The sequence below is a fragment of the uncultured Pseudosulfitobacter sp. genome, from assembly GCF_963976325.1.
In the GTDB taxonomy this organism is placed as follows: Bacteria; Pseudomonadota; Alphaproteobacteria; order Rhodobacterales; family Rhodobacteraceae; genus Pseudosulfitobacter.
The window spans coordinates 315,382-333,830 of record NZ_CAXBJW010000001.1; the positions used below are offsets into that span (position 1 = coordinate 315,382).

General features: G+C 62.9%; 14 protein-coding genes. 10 read left to right on the plus strand and 4 right to left on the minus strand.

Translation table 11 applies throughout. The features are described 5' to 3' along the window. The first annotated feature begins 47 nt into the window (after positions 1–47). Entirely contained in the window at positions 48–1,898 is a 1,851-nt protein-coding gene (locus AAC077_RS01590; RefSeq protein ID WP_339766192.1) for an ABC transporter ATP-binding protein/permease, read from the plus strand. Further along, positions 1,899–2,234 (plus strand): hypothetical protein, encoded by a 336-nt coding sequence (locus AAC077_RS01595; RefSeq protein ID WP_339766193.1) that lies wholly within the window; start codon positions 1,899–1,901, stop codon positions 2,232–2,234. It abuts the gene before it with no gap. A 14-nt stretch (positions 2,235–2,248) separates the two neighbouring features. Here the strand turns inward: AAC077_RS01595 and AAC077_RS01600 are convergent, their stop codons facing one another. Beyond that, on the minus strand, positions 2,249–6,181 hold the full coding sequence (locus AAC077_RS01600; RefSeq protein ID WP_339766194.1) for an efflux RND transporter permease subunit: 3,933 nt from the start codon (positions 6,179–6,181) through the stop codon (positions 2,249–2,251). Next, positions 6,178–7,470 (minus strand): efflux RND transporter periplasmic adaptor subunit, encoded by a 1,293-nt coding sequence (locus AAC077_RS01605; RefSeq protein WP_339766195.1) that lies wholly within the window; start codon positions 7,468–7,470, stop codon positions 6,178–6,180. The genes AAC077_RS01600 and AAC077_RS01605 overlap by 4 nt, the downstream gene beginning before the upstream one ends. A 245-nt stretch (positions 7,471–7,715) precedes the next feature. Here AAC077_RS01605 and AAC077_RS01610 point away from each other — a divergent pair, with 245 nt between their 5' ends. From AAC077_RS01610 to der, 3 genes are all read left to right on the plus strand, one after another. Continuing rightward, on the plus strand, positions 7,716–8,393 hold the full coding sequence (locus AAC077_RS01610; RefSeq protein ID WP_339766196.1) for a tetratricopeptide repeat protein: 678 nt from the start codon (positions 7,716–7,718) through the stop codon (positions 8,391–8,393). A 48-nt stretch (positions 8,394–8,441) separates the two neighbouring features. Next, the gene (locus AAC077_RS01615; protein ID WP_339766197.1) at positions 8,442–9,794 is read left to right on the plus strand and encodes a PQQ-binding-like beta-propeller repeat protein; all 1,353 of its coding nucleotides are present in this window, start codon (positions 8,442–8,444) and stop codon (positions 9,792–9,794) included. A 69-nt stretch (positions 9,795–9,863) separates the two neighbouring features. After that, positions 9,864–11,336, plus strand: coding sequence for a ribosome biogenesis GTPase Der (gene der / locus AAC077_RS01620; protein ID WP_339766198.1), 1,473 nt, complete (start codon positions 9,864–9,866; stop codon positions 11,334–11,336). 71 nt (positions 11,337–11,407) lie between these two features. Here der and AAC077_RS01625 read toward each other — a convergent pair whose 3' ends face one another. Continuing rightward, a complete protein-coding gene (locus AAC077_RS01625; protein ID WP_339766199.1) occupies positions 11,408–12,097 on the minus strand; it encodes a hypothetical protein in 690 nt (229 codons plus the stop codon). A gap of 82 nt (positions 12,098–12,179) precedes the next feature. Between AAC077_RS01625 and AAC077_RS01630 the strand changes: the two genes are divergently transcribed. Continuing rightward, on the plus strand, positions 12,180–13,292 hold the full coding sequence (locus AAC077_RS01630; protein WP_339766200.1) for a DUF2235 domain-containing protein: 1,113 nt from the start codon (positions 12,180–12,182) through the stop codon (positions 13,290–13,292). Here the strand turns inward: AAC077_RS01630 and serS are convergent. Next, positions 13,289–14,581 (minus strand): serine--tRNA ligase, encoded by a 1,293-nt coding sequence (serS, locus tag AAC077_RS01635; RefSeq protein WP_339766201.1) that lies wholly within the window; start codon positions 14,579–14,581, stop codon positions 13,289–13,291. The two genes, AAC077_RS01630 and serS, sit on opposite strands and share 4 nt — an antisense overlap. 209 nt (positions 14,582–14,790) lie before the next feature. On the opposite strand from serS, the gene yajC reads away from it, so the two are divergent. The 4 genes from yajC to AAC077_RS01655 are packed head-to-tail and all read left to right on the plus strand — an operon-like array spanning position 14,791 to position 18,449. Beyond that, positions 14,791–15,069, plus strand: a complete 279-nt coding sequence (yajC, locus tag AAC077_RS01640) for a preprotein translocase subunit YajC (protein ID WP_339766202.1) — start codon at positions 14,791–14,793, stop codon at positions 15,067–15,069. Then, entirely contained in the window at positions 15,070–16,731 is a 1,662-nt protein-coding gene (gene secD, locus AAC077_RS01645; RefSeq protein WP_339766203.1) for a protein translocase subunit SecD, read from the plus strand. It abuts the gene before it with no gap. Position 16,732: 1 nt separating this feature from the next. Next, complete coding sequence (gene secF, locus AAC077_RS01650) at positions 16,733–17,701, plus strand: protein translocase subunit SecF (RefSeq protein ID WP_339766204.1); 969 nt, start codon at positions 16,733–16,735, stop codon at positions 17,699–17,701. Next, positions 17,694–18,449 (plus strand): sulfite exporter TauE/SafE family protein, encoded by a 756-nt coding sequence (locus tag AAC077_RS01655; protein WP_339766205.1) that lies wholly within the window; start codon positions 17,694–17,696, stop codon positions 18,447–18,449. Before secF ends, AAC077_RS01655 begins: the two co-directional genes overlap by 8 nt.

Below are 18,449 nucleotides of genomic sequence, written 5' to 3' on the forward strand. Positions count from 1 at the left end.
CGTGCCTTTGTCGGCCTATGTAGAAGGCCAGCAAGACAGGACCCTTCATGCCAGCCGACACAGCCAGCCCCGCCGCAGACACCGATGCAGCGGCCCAAGCCGAACTTGACCTGAACGAAACCAAGGCCGAACGCCGTTCCGGCTGGCGCACCATTCGCAAGGTCATGCCCTATCTGTGGCCCGAAAATCAGCGCTGGGTGAAACACCGCGTTGTCTGGGCACTGGTGGCGTTGCTGGCGTCGAAGCTGGTGTCTGTCTACATCCCCATCATCTTTCGCGACGCGGTCAACGTGCTGTCGGGCGAAGGCGTGTCGGCGCTGGCGCTGGGTGCCGTTGGCCTGACTGTGGCTTACGGCGTGGCGCGTTTGATGAACGTCGGCTTTCAGCAGTTGCGCGATGCGATCTTTGCCCGCGTGGGGCAGCGCGCGCTGCGGATGCTGGCGCTGGAGACCTTTGAACACATCCACCGCCTGTCGATGCGCTATCACATCACCCGCAAGACCGGCGGGCTAAGCCGGATTATCGAGCGGGGGGTGAAGGGCGTGGATTTCCTGCTGCGTTTCCTGCTGTTCTCCATCGGACCGCTGGTGCTGGAGCTGCTGCTGATCGGCATCATCCTGACGGTTCTGTTCGACTGGATGTATCTGGCCATCGTCGCCTTTACCATCGCGCTGTACGTCTGGTTCACCTTCAAGGTGACCGAATGGCGCGTAAAGCTGCGCCGCGAGATGAACGATCAGGACACCGACGCCAACCAAAAGGCCATCGACAGTCTGCTGAACTATGAAACCGTCAAGTATTTCGGGGCCGAAGCGCGCGAAGCCGGGCGCTATGACAAGGCGATGGAAGGCTATGAGGCGGCGGCGATCAAGACATCCTATTCGCTGGCCTTCCTGAACTTTGGCCAGTCGTTCCTGATCACCTGCGGGCTGGTGGGGGTCATGGTCATGGCCGCCGTCGGCGTGCAGAACGGCACGCTGACCGTCGGCGATTTTGTCATGGTCAACGCCTATATGATCCAGATCACCCTGCCGCTGAACTTCCTCGGGTCCGTCTACCGCGAGATCCGGCAAGCGCTGGTGGACATGGGCGAGATGTTCGACCTGCTGGAACAACCCGCCGAGGTCACCGACAAACCCGACGCCAAGCCGCTGGTGGTCACCGGCGGGCGGATCGAACTGGACGATGTGCATTTTGGCTATGACAGCGAACGCGCGATCCTCAAGGGGGTCACCCTGACCGCAGAGCCGGGGGAAATGGTGGCCATCGTCGGATCGACCGGATCGGGCAAGTCGACCATCGGGCGGCTGTTGTTCCGGTTCTATGACGTGGGCAGCGGCGCGCTGCGCATCGACGGGCAGGATGTGCGCGATGTCACGCAGGACAGCCTGCACGACGCCATTGGCGTGGTGCCGCAGGACACGGTGCTGTTCAACGATACCATCCGTTACAACATTGCCTACGGACGCGGTGGCGCCACGCAGGACGAGATCGAGGCGGCGGCGCGGTCGGCGCAAATTCACGATTTTGTCCTCGGCCTGCCGGACGGCTACGACACCGCCGTGGGGGAACGGGGCCTGAAGCTGTCGGGTGGCGAGAAACAACGCGTGGGCATCGCGCGGACCTTGTTGAAAGACCCGCCGATCCTGCTGCTGGACGAGGCCACCAGCGCTCTGGATAGCGAGACCGAGCAAGAGATCAAATCGGCTCTGATGGCCGCAGGGCGGGGGCGCACGGTGCTGACCATCGCGCACCGTCTCAGCACCATTTCCGAGGCGGACCGGATCATCGTGCTGGAAAAGGGCAAGATCGTCGAACACGGCACCCACGAGGCGCTGTTGGCGCAATCGGGGCGGTATGCGCAGTTGTGGAACCGCCAGCAGTTCGAAGAGGACTAGATGCCGCCCAAGGATTATCCGCATACGCCCGACGGGCGCTATTTCGTGTCCAAGGGGCGGCTTTGGCGCACCACCAATCCGGCGCTGCCCGACGATGTGCGCCGCGCTGCGATCAAACGGTTGATGCGGGCGCGGCTGGACGTGCGCAACGCCAAGGACGATGCGGCGAAAGCTGAGGCGCGGGCGCGTGTGCAAGAGGCCAAGGAAGCCTTGGGCGAGCGTGGTCCGGTCTGGTGGGACGATGGGGCGCCCGACCAGACGCAGATGGCGCCGCAAAACTCGACCTATGCGGATTGGTGGGCGGCCCTTGACCCGCAGGACCGCGCCAGGGGCTAGGCCAACGCCAACTGTTATTCCGCCGCGCGCAGGTCGCTGTTCAGGCGCGGATCTTTCGGAAAGGTCGGCTTGACGCGGGCATCGGGCCCGTCCGTCCCGTCGTCCCATATGATCTCGTGCAGGTCGGCCGCCTTGGCCTGACGGGTCAGCGCCCAGTCGCGGGCGGCCGCACTGGCGCGGCCAAGGCTGAGCTTGGCCAGCAGGTGCGACAACCACAGCACGTAGGTGCCCAGCCACACGCGGATCGCCAGCAGCGACGGCGTGATGACCAGCGTCAGAACCGTGGCAATCCCCAGACCGAACACCACCGCCGTGGCCAGCTGTTTCCACCACAGCGCCGTCGGGCTGTCGATGGTAAAGCCGCCGTTGATGAAATCCAGCGACAGGCCGAACATCATCGGTGCCAGCCCCGCCATCGTGGTGATCGTGGTCAGCAGCACAGGGCGGATGCGGTCTTGGGCGGTGCGGATGATCGCCTCGATCCTTGGCATGTAACGTTCATATTCCTGATAGGTGTCGATCAGAACAATGTTGTTGTTCACCACGATCCCCGCTAGCGCCACGATGCCGGTGCCGGTCATGATGATCGAAAACGCCTGATCCATGACCATCATGCCGATCAGCACACCGGCGGTGGACAGCACCACGGCCCCCAGCACAAGGATCGAATTGTAAACGCTGTTGAACTGCGCCAGCAGGATGATGAACATCAGCCCCAGGGCTGCGGAAAAGGCCGAGGACAGGAAGGCCTCGGATTCCGCCTGATCCTCCTGGTCGCCGGTCCATTCCCAGTCGATGCCCGCAGGCAGCGGGTTGGTGTCCAGCCATTTGGTCACCTCTGCGATGCGCTCGTTGGCATTGATGGGCACCATGTTCAAACGCCCCGCATCCAGCGCCGCTTGCAGATCGGCGACAGGCTGGGTGCCGTCCAGAACCGCATAAGCGGTGCCATCCTCGGCCATCAGCGTGCCGTTCGGATCAGGGGTCAGCGTGGCCACCGTATCAGCGCCATCGGCGGCGGTTGTATCCGCGGGCACCAGCTTTTGCAGGCCGGTGCCGACGGCGGCCTTGACGTCAAAGAACCGTTTCTGACCGACCCTGCGGATCTGCGCCAGCTTGGGCACCGGCGTGCGGGTGATGAAATTCGACATGGGCACCAGCCCCGTCGGCGTGCGCACCTTCATCGAATCAAGCGTGCTCAGCAGCCGGTCCTGTTCGGGCAGGCGCACCCGAATTTCGATCTCTTCGTCCGAGGTGTCGACCCGCATGGTGTCCAGCAGCAGACCGCGCGTCACCAGTTGCACCATTGCACCCACCGTGGCCACGTCGGCGCCGTAGCGGCCGGCCTTTTCCACATCCACGTCGATCTGCCAGTCGATGCCGGGCAGGGGGCGCGTGTCTTCGACCAGTTTCAGGCCCGGGGTTGCGTCAAACTCGGCGCGCGCGGCGGCGGCGGCGGTTACCAAGTCGTCCCAGTTGTTGCCCTTCAGGCGCAAATGCACCGGCTTGGCCGAGGCGGGGCCCATCGCCAGATTGATGATTTCGACACGGATGCCGGGGATCTGGCTGAGCTCGGCGGTCAGGTCGTCAATCACGACGTTGCCGTCAAAGGCTGGGTCCTGCACGTCGCGGGTCAGCGCGTAGTTGATGAACGGGATGGTCAGGAACGGCTCTTTGTGGCTGGGGCGGTCTTCCCACGGGATCGTCTCGATCTGGATCTGGCCGATTGTGTCCTTCGGCGATTGCGCCCCGCCGGTGTTCGCGTTCAGCCCGCCAAGGCCAGCAAAGGCAAAAGCAGTGGCGACGCCCGGATGATGCAACACCACCTCTTCGGCCTCTTTCACCAGCGCATCTTTTTCCGCAAGGCTCAGGTTGCCGCGCGCCATCACGTAAACAATCGCCTGTTCGGGTTCGGATTCGACAAAGAACTCGGTGCCTTTGTTGTTGTTCATGAACACGATCAGCGTGGTGCCGACAAAGACAAACACGGCCCCCACCATCACCAGCGGCATGATCGGGTTGCCCGCGATAAATTCCATCACCCGCCCGAACGGCGACCGTTGATAGCCTGCGCGCACGCGGCGTGTGCGGGTGCCAAAGGTTTTCGCCACCAACCAGCGCCCGCCACGGCCCAGCCGTGCGATGACCGCCAGCAAGCCGATGAACAGCCCCGTGACGCAGCCCAGAACGATGCCTGCCGCTGCAAGCGCCAGCAAAAGCACACCAAAGGCGGCGGTAAAGGTGGACAGGATGGATGGCAGGCTGCTTTGATCCAGCTTGCCGAAAACATCCCCCATCAGCGCAAAGACAGGCGGCGCAGGCGGCACGGCCCCCACTTCGGCGGCGTGCGGCACAAAGGCCAGCGCCATCACCGCTGCGGCCACAGCCACCAGACCGATGATCATGCCGATATGCGCCAGCACCGGCAGCGCGGCGATGCGGCTGACACCCTGCGACACCCAACGCTCAAGCCGTCCGGTCACACCGCCCATCACCGGCAGATAGACCAGCGCCACGATCAGCGAGGCCGACAGCACAAAGATGATGGTAACCGGCAACATGCCCATGAACTCGCCGGGCACGCCTGGCCAGAACAGCATCGGCAGGAACGCGCACAGTGTCGTGGCAGTGGACGAGATCACCGGCCAGAACATCCGCTTGGCCGCGTCCACATAGGCCTGCATCGGGCCCAGCCCTTCGGCCTGTCGTTTGTCGGCGTATTCCACCACCACGATGGCCCCGTCCACCAGCATGCCCACGGCAAGGATCAGACCGAACATGACGATGTTCGAGATCGAAATGCCCATCAGTGCCAGCAGCACAAAGCACAACAGGAACGATGTCGGGATCGCAAACCCCACCAGCAACGACGCCCGCAGGCCAAGGGCCGCCAGCACCACGATCATCACCAGCGCGATGGCGGTAAACACCGACCCCTGCAACTGTTGCACCATCGAGTTGACCACACGGCTTTGGTCGTTCGAAGTGCCGACCTGCACGGCGGCCTTCAGCCCGTCGGGCCAGTTCGCGGCCTTCTTGGCCACGGTTGCCTTGATCAGGTCGGCGGTATCGATCAGGTTGAACCCTTTGCGTTTCACCACCTGGATGGCAATCGTGTCGGTGCCGTTGAACCGCGCCGTGCTTTCGCGGTCTTCAAAGGTCAGGTTGATCTCGGCCACGTCACCCAGCGTGACAACGCGGTCGCCGTTGATCTTGACCGGCAGCGCATAGACATCGCGCGCCTCGTTGAACGACGAGGGGATCTTGACCGAAAAGCTGCCGGTGTCCGATGTCACTTCGCCCGCCGCGATCAGCAGGTTGTTGTTCTGGACCACGTTGACCAGTTCGGCGGCGGTGACGTTATAGGCTTCCAGCCGCAGCGGGTCGATGACCACTTCCAGCATCTCGTCGCGGTTGCCGGAAATCGGCGCTTCCAGCACCGCATCAAGCGATTCCAGATCGTCCTGCAAATCCTTGGCAACGCGGGCCATGGTGCGCTCGGGCACGGGGCCGGTCAGGTTGACGATGATGATCGGGAATTCGGAAAAGTTGAACTCTTCCACCGTGTACTGTTCCGCACCCTCGGGAAACTTGGCCTGCGCGTTGTTCAGCGCGTCGCGGGCGTCGGCCATCACTTGTGTGCGGTTCCAGCCGAATTCGAACTCCAGCACGACGTTGGCATAGTTCTCGGCGGCGGTGGCGGTCATTTTTTTCAGACCAGGCAGATCGGCCAGTTCGGTTTCCATCGGCTTGATCAGCAGCGTCTCGGAATCCGCAGCCGAGATGCCGGGGAAGGGGGCCGTGACGATCAGCATCGGGATCTCGATGTCCGGCTCGCCCTCTTTCGGCAGGCTGACATAGGCAAAGGCACCGACCGTCAGGGACAGCACCACAAAGGCCAGAACCATCCGCGCCCGTGACGCGGCCCAGTCAACGATGCCGCTCATTCGGCAGCCTCCCGAAAGGTGGCATCGACGGTCACACCGGCGGTGACAAATTCCTGCCCCACCACGATCACGTCCACAGCGTCGGGCAATCCGCTCAGCCAGACGCCCTTGGGCGTGTCGCGCAGCAGCTTGACCGGCTGGAATTCTACCACGCTGTCAGCGGTCAGGGTGCGCAGGCCCAGGGTGCCCTCGTCGTTCAGGGTCAGCGCCGATTGCGGCAAAAGATGCGCAGGCGCGCCGTCGGTGGCGATCAGGATTTCCACGGTCTGCCCGTCGCGCAGCGTCAGGTCGGGGTTGGGTATCTCGATCTCGACACGGAAGGTGCGGGTGACGGTATCGGCCGAGCGCGACAAAAAGGTGACGCGGCCCTGCACGTCGTCACCGCCAGCCGCCAGCCGACCGCCTGCCAGCGCGCCCACATGTACACGTTCCACATCGGTTTCCGGCACAAAGGCCACCAGCTTGATCGGGTCAAGCTGGATCACCGTGGCGCACAGCCCGCCGGGTTGCAGCAGGCTGCCCAGCTCGGCTGTGTCGCTTTCCAGCAGGCCCGCAAAGGGGGCGTGGATGTCCAGACGTTCGATTTCTTTCTCGGCGGCAGCCACGGCAGCCGCGGCGCTTTCAATCGCGGCATCAGCCGATTGCAGCCCCGATTGCGCGGCCTTCACGCCCGCATTGGCGGATTCCAGCCCCGCACGCGCCGAAGCGACCGCGGCATCGGCGCTTTTGACGCGGGTTTCAGCGGCAAAGCCGCCTTCGCTCAGCTTGGTGGCTGCGTTCTGGCCAATCAGTGTTTCGTCCAGTCTGGCTTGTGCCTCGGCCACGCGGCTTTGTGCTTCGGGAACGCGGCTTTGGGCGGTGGCTTTGCCCGCGCGGGCTTCGGACAGGCGGGCGTTTGCTTCGGCCAGCGCCGCGCCACGGGTCCCGGGGGACAGTTTGCACAGCAGTTGACCTGCTTCGACAAAGGTGCCCTTGGGCAGCGGTTCGGACAGGACGGTGGAACTGGTTTCGGCGCGCACCTCGACCTGACGTTGTGCTTGGGTCTGGCCACGCAGCACCACCGCGCTGTCGATGTCGCGGGCGGTGGAATGCAGGGCCACGACGCGGATCACAGGTGCGGCGGGCTGCGCGTCTTGCGCGGCGACAGCAGGCGCGGCTTCGGCGGGTTGGTCCGTTGTCTGCGCAGTGTCATCGCCGCGCAGGAACGCCAGTGTGTCCTCTCGCTCGATGGTAAAGGCCAGCACAATAACGGCGACGATCAATGCCGCCAGAATAGAAAGAATACGCATGAGCGCCCCGATTCGTATGCGTCTGGCCGTGCCTGCCGCAGGGCCGATGACAAATTATATCTAGCGAAATACACTAAACTGACCAGTTCAGATATGAAATTTTCATCCTGTGACGCAATTTCGCAAAACGCCGCAGTGCGCTGTTGCGACGCGTGCCCCTTGGCTTGGGGCCATGTGCGCGTTAAGAGAGGCGAAACCGGGCCCCAACAGAGGGTCGGACCCTGTGACAGACCCGAGGCCGCACCATGAGCAATAACGACAGTTTCATTGATGAAGTGAATGACGAGGTCCGCCGCGACCGTCTGTACGGCATGTTGCGCCGCTATGGCTGGATCGCGGTTGTGCTTATCGTGCTGGTCGTGGGCGGTGCTGCCTATAACGAATGGCAAAAGGCGCAAACCCGCGCGCAGGCCGAAGCCTTGGGCGATGCCATGCTGAACGCGCTAAAGCTGAACGACAGCGCCGAACGCGCCGCCGCATTTTCGGAAATCGAGACCGGCCAGCCGTCGGCGCGTGCCGTTCTGAACTTTTTGACGGCGACCGAAGAATATGCAGCAGGCGATGCCGCCGAAGGTGCCGCGCGCTTGCAAGAGGTTGCCAACAACAATGATGTGCCGCTGATCTACCGTCAGATCGCTTCTTTCAAGCTTCTGGGGCAGGGTGCTGCCACCATGTCGGTTGAAGACCGCCGCGCAGGTTACGAGGCACTGATCCAGCCCGGCGTGCCGCTGCGGCTGCTGGCGACCGAGCAACTGGCGTTGATCGACATTGAAACCGGTGACACCGATGCCGCCATCGCACGACTGAAATCCATTTTGGACGACAGCGAGGTGACGCCGGACTTGCAACAACGGGCGCTACAGGTGATTGTGGCGCTGGGTGGGGAGCCCGACCTTGGTGCAAACAGCGCCAACGGCAACTAAACACACGACGAATTTGCCTCGGGACCGGAAACGACAATGAGCAGAGCCATGAAATCGAACCCAATTTTCGCGGCACGTTTGCCCCTGGCTTTGGCCCTTGGTGGCAGCCTGATCCTAAGCGCCTGCACCGAGCCCGAAGTCATTCTGGCAGGCAAACGCGAGCCCGTGCGCTCGGTTCTGCAAAACCCCGATCCCGAAGATCTGGTCGTGGCGGTCGCACCGGCAAACACCACCCGCGCGGTGTCCTTCCCTGCGGCCAAAAACAACGCGTCGTGGACCCATTCGATCGGCACACCGGCCTATCGCACGGTCAACCCGGCGCTGTCCCCCGCACCGCAGCGGGTGTGGAGCGCCAACATCGGCCAGGGCGACAGCCGCCGTCAGCGCATCACCGCCGATCCGGTGGTGGACGCGGGCCGTATCTTTACGCTGGATTCCGGTTCGACCGTGACCGCCACATCGACATCTGGCGCGACCCTGTGGCAGGCCGACGTGCGCCCCGCACGCGATGACGCGGGCAATGCCACCGGCGGTGGTCTGGCCGTCAAGGACGGCACGCTTTACGTCTCTTCCGGTTACGGCGTGCTGACCGCGCTTGACGTGACCAACGGCGGCGTGCGCTGGACACAGCAACTGGACGCCACCGGTTCGGGCGCGCCCACGGTCTATGGCGATCTGGTCTATCTGATGGCGGGCGACGACACCGGTTGGGCGGTTGAGGCCGCCACAGGCCGCATACGCTGGCAGGTGTCGGGCCCGACGTCCGTTTCCAACATTCTGGGTGCGCCTGCACCTGCCGTCACGGACGAACTGGCGATCTTTGCCTTCGGCTCGGGCGAAATGCAGGCCGTGTTCCGTCAAGGCGGGCTAAGCCGCTGGGACGCGTCGGTGCTGGGCGAACGGCAGGGCCGCGCCTTGTCCAAGGTGGACGACATCACCGGCGCGCCGGTGGTTGTGGGCAACACCGTTTATGCAGGCAACCAATCGGGCCGCATGGTGGCGGTCAATGCGACTTCGGGCCTGCGCGAGTGGACTGCGAACGATGGCGCAATCGACACCATGTACCCCATCGGCAACAGCGTTTTTGCTGTGACAGACCGCAACGAACTGGTGCGCCTTGACGCATCCGACGGCAGTCGCATCTGGGGCGTTCCCTTGCCCAATTACGTCAAGGACCGCCCCAAGAAAATCGCCGAAGTCTATGCCCACAACGGTCCTGTGGTTGCCGGTGGCCGCGTGCGCGTCGCCTCGTCTGACGGGCTGCTGCGCAGCTTTGACCCGACGAACGGCGCGCTGGTCGGCACTGCGGAAATCCCCGGCGGCGGGATCACCGCACCGGTGGTCGCGGGCGGCACGCTGTACGTTGTTAGCCGAAACGGGCAATTGCACGCTTTCCGTTGATGCAGAATTGCGCTAGGGCGTGCGCTTTGGGGCGCGCATCGGCGCGCCTGACCTGAACCGGAGACTGTCATGTCTTTCACCCTCGCCATCGTGGGGCGGCCCAATGTGGGCAAGTCCACGCTGTTCAACCGCCTTGTGGGCAAGCGTCTGGCGTTGGTCGACGACCAACCCGGCGTGACCCGCGACCTGCGCGAAGGTGCGGCCCGTCTGGCCGACCTGCGCTTTACCGTGATCGACACGGCCGGTCTGGAAGAGGCCACCGACGAATCCCTGCAAGGGCGGATGCGCAAGCTGACCGAACGCGCCGTGGACATGGCCGACATCTGCCTGTTCATGATCGACGCGCGGGCAGGGGTGACACCCACGGACGAAGTGTTTGCGGAAATCCTGCGCAAACGCGCGGCCCATGTCATTCTGGCCGCCAACAAGGGCGAAGGCGCCGCTGCCGACGCCGGTGTGATCGAAGCCTATAGCCTGGGGTTGGGCGAGCCGATCCGCCTGTCTGCCGAACACGGCGAGGGTCTGAACGACCTGTACACCCACTTGATGCCGCTGGCCGACAAGTTCGCCGAACGCGCCGCCGAAGACGCGCCCGAAGTCGATGTCAGTCTGGACGAGGACGAGGACGACATGGATGTCGTGCCGGTCCCCACCAATGCCAAGCCGCTGCAAGTGGCCGTCGTGGGCCGCCCGAATGCGGGCAAGTCCACGCTGATCAACAAGATCTTGGGCGACGAGCGTCTGTTGACCGGCCCCGAAGCAGGGATCACCCGTGACGCGATCTCGCTGCGGATCGACTGGGTGGGCGACGATGGCGTGGCCGTGCCGATGCGGATTTTCGACACTGCCGGTATGCGCAAGAAGGCCAAGGTGCAGGGCAAGCTGGAAAAGCTGAGCGTCGGTGACGGCCTGCGCGCGGTCAAGTTTGCCGAAGTTGTCGTGGTGCTGCTGGATGCGGCCATTCCGTTTGAACAGCAGGATCTGCGCATTGCCGATCTGGCGGAACGCGAAGGCCGCGCGGTGATCATCGCCGTGAACAAATGGGACATCGAGGACGAAAAGCAGGACAAGCTTCGCGAGTTGAAGGAAAGCTTCGAGCGGCTGTTGCCGCAGTTGCGCGGTGCGCCGCTGATCACGGTCTCGGCGAAAACGGGCCGGGGGCTGGACCGGCTGCACGCCGCCATCATGAAGGCCTATGACGTGTGGAACCGCCGCGTGACCACCGCATCGCTGAACCGCTGGCTTAGCGGCATGGTCGAGGCGCACCCGCCCCCCGCGCCGCAGGGCAAGCGGATCAAACTGCGGTATATGACCCAGGCCAAGACGCGCCCGCCGGGGTTCGTGGTGATGTGTTCGCATCCCGACAAGGTGCCGGAAAGCTATTCGCGCTATCTGGTGAACGGGCTGCGGATTGATTTCGACATGCCGGGCACGCCGATCCGTTTGTACATGCGCGGGCAGAACGATTCGAACCCTTACAAGGGCCGCAAAAAGGCACCGCCGTCCAAGCTGCGCAAACACACCGAGGGGCGGCGCAGCTAGCGGATTTCCGGGGCGCTGCCCCGGACCCCGGGATATTTTGGGCCAAAAGAAGCGGTGGTAAGCGGCGCGCGTTACAGACGCGCGCTGCGGATCATCGGCAGGACCATCAACACAGCCCCTGCCAGCGCCAGCCATGCGACGCCAGTGGTTCCGGTGCCCCAGTTCTGCACCGCCACGGCAATCAGCGCCCAGATCACCGCCAGACCGTAGGTTGGCGCGCGGTTCAGCAGGCTTTGCACACCCAACGCCAGCACGATCGCCAGCCCGACAAAGACGTAGGCGGCTGTGCGCTGGTCCATCCAGCCATACCCTGCCGCGAGCAATCCCAGCGATACGCAGGAGGCCGCGCTGAGCCAGCCTGCGTACAGTCCCAAGGGCCACGACGCCCAAGGCGCATCGACCGCGGGCGCGCGGAACAGCGCGATCAATGCGGTGATCAGCATTGCCCAGATCAGAATGGCGGCCCAGACGGGGCTGAGCATGGCCACCGGCAACCACGTGGCCCCGATGGCCAGCGACACGGCCAGGGCGGGGTGCATTGCGGCCCACTCCACGGGGCGTTTCAGCCCGAACAGGGCACTGGCGACCAGCCACAGATAGATCAGCCCCCAGATCGAGAACGCATATCCCGCAGGTTGTACGGGCGGGCTGTCCTGCGGAATCGGGAACTGGTTGGGGTCAAATCCACCAAAGCCGGGGACCAGCAAGGGAGAAGCCGCAAAAGCAACGCTGAGGATCAAGACAAGAATGGCGAGGGGCATGATATTTACAATTCTAACGGGAACGTTGATGGTATGGTATATTCACCTAATCCGTTTCATTTGACTGCCAAGGACTATTGTCATGACCCGTATCGCAATTTTCTGCGATGGCACGTGGAATTCTCCCACCATCGAAGAACCCACCAGTGTTCACAAGCTGCACCACACGTTGATCAGCGACCCGATGCAGGGACAGGTTTCGGCCTATTTTGCAGGGATCGGTACGGACGAGCGTTTTGACGGCCCGGTAAAGCGGTTTTTCAACAAGTACGGCGGCGGCATCTTTGGCTGGGGTTTGGATGCCAAGGTCAAACAGGCCTATCAGTTCATCGCGCAGGTCTATCAGCCGGGGGACGAGATTTACCTGTTCGGATTCTCGCGCGGCGCCTTCACGGCACGGTCGGTCGGGGGGATGATCCGCAAATGCGGGATCGTTACCGACACCAGCCCCGCGGGGATCAACGCGGCGTTCAAGCTGTACCGCAAGCCGGGGGCTGCCAACCATCCTGACAAGCCGCACATCCTGCAAGAGCGGCGCAAGCTGTCGCCCAAGTTTGCCACCTCGCAAGAGGATATGGATTGGCGCGGCGATGGGTCGGAGCTGGTCAACATCGCCTATATCGGTGTCTGGGACACGGTCGGTGCGCGCGGCGTGCCGGTGGCGATCTTTGGGCCGGTCGCGTCGATGTGGAACAAGCAGTACAAGTTTCACGACATGGCGCTGTCCAGCCTTGTGCGCAGCGCCCGCCATGCGCTGGCGGTGGACGAGCGGCGGCTGTTCTACCGGCCCGCGAAATGGGACAATCTGGACGATCTGAACGACAAGCAGGGCCTGAACAAGGGCGACACCGGGCCTGCGCGCAAGTATCAACAGGTCTGGTTTGTGGGCACCCACAGCGTCGTGGGCGGCAGTGCGCATGTACAGGCGTTGTCAGCCTATCCCTTGCAGTGGATCTATGAAGGGGCCAAGGCGCTGAAACAGAAACCCGGCGTGCGCTTTCCCAATGTGGATGCAGATGCGCTGGTGGACACGGACGAGCTGACGGGCAAGACCGGATGGCTCAGCCAGAAGCTGAGCGGCTGGCGCGAGGGGCCGCAGCAAGAGTGGGAACTGCACGACAGCACTGACGCGCGGGTGCGCGGGCGCAAAGATTACCGCCCGCGCAGTCTGTACAAGATGTTTCCGGCAGGTTAGGCCAGAATGCCGTCGGCGCCCAGCGTGGTCTTGCCGCCCAGATAGGGGGCCAGAACGTCGGGCAATGTCACGGACCCGTCTGCCTGCTGGCCGTTTTCCAGCACCGCGATCAGGCAGCGCCCGACCGCAAGGCCCGAGCCGTTCAGCGTGTGCACGAACTGTGGCTTGCCACCATCGGCGGGCTTGAACCGCGCGTTCATGCGGCGCGCCTGAAAGTCACCCGTGGTCGAAACCGAGCTGATCTCGCGGTAGGCATCCTGACCGGGCAACCACGCCTCGATGTCATAGGTGCGGCGCGCGCCAAAGCCCATGTCGCCGGTGCACAGGATCACGGTGCGGTACGGAATGCCCAACCGCTCCAACAGATCCTCGGCGCAGCGCAACATGCGTTTTTGTTCGGCGTCCGACTCTTCGGGCAGGGTGACGCTGACCATCTCGACCTTTTCGAACTGGTGCTGGCGCAACATGCCGGAAGTGTCACGGCCCGCGCTGCCCGCTTCCGACCGGAAACACAGGGTGTGCGCGGTGTAGCGGCGCGGCAGATAGTCCGCGTCGATCACATGACCGGCGGCGATGTAGGTCAGCGGCACCTCGGACGTGGGCACCAGCCATTTGCCCTCGGTGGTCTGATAGCTGTCTTCGCCGAATTTCGGCAGCTTGTCGGTGCCGTACATGGCGTCGGAATTGACCAGAACCGGGGTGTTGGTTTCGGTCAGACCGTTCACATCTACGTGCGTGTCCAGCATGAACTGCGCCAATGCACGGTGGATGCGCGCCACGGCTCCCGACAGCAGCACAAAGCGGCTGCCCGAGATTTTCGCGGCGGTTTCGAAATCCATCGACGGGGCGACCGAGGGCAGGTCGTAATGTTCGCGCGGCGTGAAATCGAAACTGCGCGGCGTGCCCCAGCGGTTCACCTCGACGTTGTCAGCCTCGTCCGCGCCGTCGGGCACGTCGTCGGCGGGCAGGTTGGGGATGCGCGCCAGCCTATCGGTCAACTGCGCATCCAGCGTCTTGGCCGCTTCGTTCATTTCGGCAATTTCGGCCTTTTTGGCCGCGACCAGCGCGCGCAGGCGTTCAAATTCGGCCTCGTCACCGCGTCCTTTGGCGGCGCCGACTTCTTTGCTGGCCTTGTTCTGTTCGGCCTGCGCGGTCTCGGCGGCCAGAATTTTGCCCCGACGTGCCTCGTCCAGCGACAACAGATCCGAGGACACCGGCGCATCCCCACGGCGGGCAAGGGCCGCATCAAAAGCGGCGGGATTTTCTCGGATGGCGCGGATATCGTGCATGGTCAGTTCCTCTGAGCGATGTGTCTGCTTTGAGTCGGTGCGCGCCTTATGACCCATCGCGCAGGAGAAAGGTAGCCTTAGGATGGCACCGGACGGGGCCAGATGCCGCAGTTTAGTGGTGTATTGCACCTTGCACACATGCCAAGCCACCCATAGGTTCTGCCAAAATCGAAAGCAGGCCGCTCAAGGCCGACAAAAGGACCATCTTCATGCAACAAATCGGCCAGTTCGTTCCACTCATCCTGATCTTCGGTATCATGTATTTCCTGCTGATCCGTCCCCAGCAGAAAAAGGTCAAAGAACATCAGGCGATGGTTCAGGCGCTGCGCCGGGGCGATCAGGTCGTGACCCAGGGCGGGATCATCGGCAAAGTTGTCAAGGTCAAGGAAGAGAACGAAGTCGAGGTCGAAGTGGCCGACGGCGTGAAAATCCGCGTTGTCCAAAGCACGATCGCGCAAGTGATCTCGAAAACAGAGCCTGCCAAGTAAATGTTGCAAATCGGTTTCTGGAAACGGCTGTTTATCTGGGGCCTTGTGGCCCTGGGTCTGCTGTTGGCACTGCCAAACGCGTTCTATACGCGGGTCGAGCAGTCGAACGACGCGGTTGCCGCCATCGAGGCCGGTGCCGACACCCCTGAAAATCAGGCGCTTGCGGGCCAGTGGCCGGAATGGCTGCCATCGAGCCTTGTGAACCTTGGCCTTGATCTGCGCGGTGGTGCGCATCTGTTGGCCGAAGTGCAGGTTACGGATGTTTACGATTCCCGCCTGCAAGCAAGCTGGCCTGAAATCCGCGACGCGCTGCGCCCCGAACGGGCCACTGTTGGCACGATCCGTCTGCAAGACTCTCCTGCGGGCACCTTGCGCATTCGCATCGGCGAGGCTTCAGGCATGCCTGAAGCATTGCAAATCGTGCGCGGTTTGGCACGGCCCGTGCAAACGCTGACCGGTGCCGGATCAACGGACATCGTCGCCAGCGGACAGGGCGACATCATCACCGTCACGCTCAGCGACGCTGAAAAGCAGGCGACAGACGAGCGGACCATGCAGCAATCGCTGGAAATCGTGCGCCGCCGGATCGACGAGGTTGGCACACGCGAACCCACGATCCAGCGTCAGGGTGCCGACCGCATCCTGATCCAGGTGCCCGGTATCGGATCGGCCGCCGAGCTGAAGGCGCTGTTGGGCACCACGGCCCAATTGACGTTCAACCCCGTCGTCACCCGCACAACGGACGAAAACGCTTCGGCGGGTCCGGGCGAAAAGCTGGTGCCGTCGCTGGACGAACAGGGCGTATTCTATGTGATCGAAACGGCGGCAGTCGTGTCGGGCGAAGATCTGGTCGATGCGCAGCCTGCGTTCGACCAGAACGGCGGCCCGGCGGTCAACTTCCGGTTCGATTCCACCGGCGCACGTCGCTTTGGCGATTATACGGCAGAAAACATCGGCAGCCCCTTTGCCATCGTTCTGGACGACGAAGTTGTCAGCGCCCCCGTGATCCAAAGCCATATTCCGGGTGGTTCGGGCATTATCACGGGCCGCTTCACGGTCGAGCAAACGACCAAGCTTGCGGTTCTGCTGCGGGCAGGGGCCTTGCCTGCCAAGATGAACTTTCTTGAAGAACGCACCATCGGCCCCGAACTGGGGCAGGACAGCATCGAGGCGGGCAAGCTTGCCACCGGTGTCGCCTTTGCCGGTGTGCTGATCTTCATGATGCTCAGCTACGGGCTGTTCGGTGTGTTCGCCAACATCGCCCTGATCATCAACATCGCCATCATCTTTGGCCTGCTCAGCACCATCGGCGCCACATTGACGCTGCCGGGTATTGCAGGGATCGTTCTGACGGTGGGTATGGCGGTGGACGCAAACGTGCTGGTGTTCGAGCGTATCCGCGAAGAGCTGAAGTCGGCACGCGGGCCTGCACGGGCCATCGAGCTGGGATATGAGAAGGCGCTGAGCGCCATTCTGGATGCCAACATCACCACATTCATCACCGCCGTTATCCTGTTCGTCATGGGTTCGGGTCCGGTGCGCGGCTTTGCCATCACATTGGGTCTGGGTATCGTGACCTCTGTCTTTACCGCCGTCTACGTGACGCGGTTGATGGTGGTCATGTGGTACGACCGCCGCCGCCCCAAGCAGATCGAGGTTTGATATGCGTTTAAGACTGGTTCCTGACGAGACGCAGTTTAACTTCTTTGGCCGCTGGAAGCTGTGGTTGGGCATTTCGGCCGTGATGGTCGTGATCGGCTTTACCTCGTTTCTGGTCCAAGGGCTGAACTATGGCATCGACTTTCGGGGCGGCACCACGATCCGCACCGAAAGCGCGCAGCCGGTGGATGTGGGCGTATACCGCGACGCGGTGGCGACCCTGGGCCTGGGCGATATTTCGATCACCGAAGTGTTCGATCCCAGCTTCGGCCCCGACAAGAACGTGGCGATGATCCGCATTCAGGCGCAAGACGACGTCGAAGCGGTGACCCCCGAAACCATCGCAGCCGTCGAGGCGGCGTTGGCCGTGGTCGTGCCGGACATCAAGTTTATCTCGGTCGAATCCGTCGGACCCAAAGTGTCGGGCGAACTGATCCAGACTGCTGCACTGGCCGTGATCCTCGCGATCGGGGCGGTGCTGGTCTATATCTGGCTGCGGTTCGAATGGCAGTTTGCCCTGGGCGCTGTAATCGCGCTGGTCCATGACGTGGTGCTGACAATCGGCGTGTTTTCTGAAATCCAGATCCGGTTCGATCTGGCGATCATTGCCGCACTTCTGACCATTGTCGGCTATTCGCTGAACGATACCGTGGTCGTCTTTGACCGGGTGCGGGAAAACCTGCGCAAGTACAAGAACCGCCCGTTGAAAGAGGTCTTGAACCTGTCGATCAATGAAACCCTCAGCCGGACGCTGATGACATCGCTGACCACGCTGCTGGCGCTGATTGCGCTGTATGTACTGGGTGGCGACGTGATCCGCGGGTTTGTCTTTGCGATGATCTGGGGCGTTGTGGTCGGGACCTATTCGTCGATCTTCGTGGCCTCGACGATCCTGCTGTATCTGGGCGTGAAACGCGACTGGACCAAGAAAGACGGCAGTGCTGGCAACCAATACGCCAACATAGATGCCTGAGATTCTGTCAGAGGCCCTGGCGCTGCCGGGCCTCTGGCTTTTGATCCTTGGCGCGTTGGTCGCCGGGATCGTACGCGGCTTTTCCGGCTTTGGCACCGCGATGATCTATCTGCCGATTGCGGCGCAGGTCATGCCGCCGATTTGGGCGATCCTCTCGCTTGTGATGATGGACGTGTTCGGCCCGATGCCCATCGTGCCCCGCGCCCTGCGCACCGCACACCGCCGCGATCTGGTGTTGCTGCTGGTGGGCACCCTGTGCCTGCTGCCGGTCGGGCTGGCGCTGCTCGCGCTGATGACGGGCGAAACATACCGCTATATCGTGTGCATTCTGTCGCTGGCGCTGGTTGCCTGTCTGGCCCTTGGGGTCCGCTATCAGGGTAGGCTGACGCCACCGCTGGTCGGGGGCATCGGCGCACTTGCGGGGTTTTCGGGCGGGCTAAGCGGTGTGCCGGGACCGCCGGTGATCCTGTTCTACATGGCCAGCGCGCTGCCGGTGGCGGTGGTGCGGGCGAATGTGCTGCTGTACCTTTTTGCCTTTGATTTTCTGCTGGTTGGCGTGCTGGCCCTGCGCGGCGATCTGGTCTGGCTGCCCGTGGTGATCGGCCTTTTGCTGGCGATCCCTTCGATGATCGGAAATTTGATCGGCGCCGCCATTTTCAACCCTGACAAGGCTGGGGTATACCGTGGCGTGGCTTACGTGGTTGTGGCAAGTTCGGCCATCATGGGCCTGCCTGTCTGGGGGAATTGA